Annotated in this window: 2 protein-coding genes; both read right to left on the bottom strand. The window is 44.1% G+C overall.

The features are described from left to right. Nucleotides 1–325: bactofilin family protein (locus QTO00_RS19675; protein ID WP_331426252.1), on the bottom strand; the 325-nt coding region annotated here is incomplete at its 3' end. Next, nucleotides 229–1,182 (bottom strand): M23 family metallopeptidase, encoded by a 954-nt coding sequence (locus QTO00_RS19670; protein WP_331426251.1) that lies wholly within the window; start codon nt 1,180–1,182, stop codon nt 229–231. The genes QTO00_RS19675 and QTO00_RS19670, both read right to left, overlap by 97 nt. Nucleotides 1,183–1,416 lie beyond the last annotated feature (234 nt).

Below are 1,416 nucleotides of genomic sequence, written 5' to 3'. Positions count from 1 at the left end.
ATTTACCGCCGGGCTCAATACTAAGGTTGCTACTCCATACTTTTCCGCTCACGCTACCTTTCGACAGTACTTGAACGCGATCAGCATAGCAATTTCCGTCTAGCAATCCATTTACAATCAGTTGCTTAGCGTAAACTTCGCCATTTAACTCGCCTGACTCCGCGACGATCAAGGTGCCTTCTACATGCATTTGACCTGTCACCTTGCCATCGATTTGGATGTCATTCTCTACTTTGAATTCTCCGCTAACAGAACATCCTTTGGCGATGATAGTTGAAGTTGCTGTGCTACTCGTTGTTCTACGGTTTCTACTAAAGATTCCCATCGTATGCCTCGCTGCTTGGTAAAGATTTCTTCAAAATTGTTTAGGTCCCACTCAACGAAGAACCTTGGATTTAGTGCTCTGCCAACAAATCGCACCTCGTAGTGGAGGTGGGGGCCGGATGATAGGCCACTGTTGCCAGAAATACCGATGAGTTGACCTTTCTTAACAAACTCACCGCTTTTGACTTTGAACTGCTTTAAATGAGAGTAGGAGCTAGAAAAGCCAAACGAATGCTGTAAGCGTAGGAAATTCCCCGACCCTTTGTTGCTCGAGCGCGTGACTTCAACGACTCCATCTGCAGGGGAATAGATCTTGGTTCCAGTGTTAGCGGCAAAGTCTAACCCGCGGTGCATTTTGGCGACACCAGTAATCGGGTGAACACGCTTACCAAAACCGGAAGACATACGTACATCACCCACTGGAGAACCGCTTGGAATTTGGGTGAGCATAGCGCGTCTTACGTTGGATGTAATCGCTGCAGTATCTAGCCTTTGGTTTAAGCTCTGATCGGCATTGTCGTTGGATACGCCGAGCACCTTTTCTAAGTCGACTAGACGTTCAGAAACCAATTGAACTTGTTCTTCTCTGTCGGATAAGTCACTTTCAAGCTCAGATTTTAGCTGTTGTAGGGTATCAAGTTCTTGGCTGATGCTTTTAGAGTGCTCGGCCAATTCGGTCTGTTTTAGTAGAGCGCTATCGACTTCTGAATAGAGGTGATCAATAAGAAAAAGTGTCGCTGCAAGAGCAAAACCGGCCACGACCAAGCTTGTTTTAAGGTTTCGTTGCATGGCCTTGCTAAAGTACCAATGCTTTGAACCGTTAATTGAAGAGACAGTTATTGTAAGTTGATCTTTCATAATGACGTTTACATCGTAGGTAATGCTGTACCGAAGTGTGTTTAGATTTAATCGTTATTGGGCTTCGCTACCAGGCACTGGCTAAAGTTAGCCTAGCCGAGGATTAATTTCAGACGATGAAATATTATTTTAAATTGGCGTGAATATTACGGTAACTTTGAAATATCGAATAGCAAATTGGCTTAATTTTGAGAGAGGAATGCAAAAACTGAGAGCACGCGATCTTAATTTTTA

The sequence above is a fragment of the Vibrio sp. M260118 genome, from assembly GCF_036533755.1.
Taxonomy (GTDB): Bacteria; Pseudomonadota; Gammaproteobacteria; order Enterobacterales; family Vibrionaceae; genus Vibrio.
This window is presented reverse-complemented; position numbering and strand designations above follow the sequence as displayed.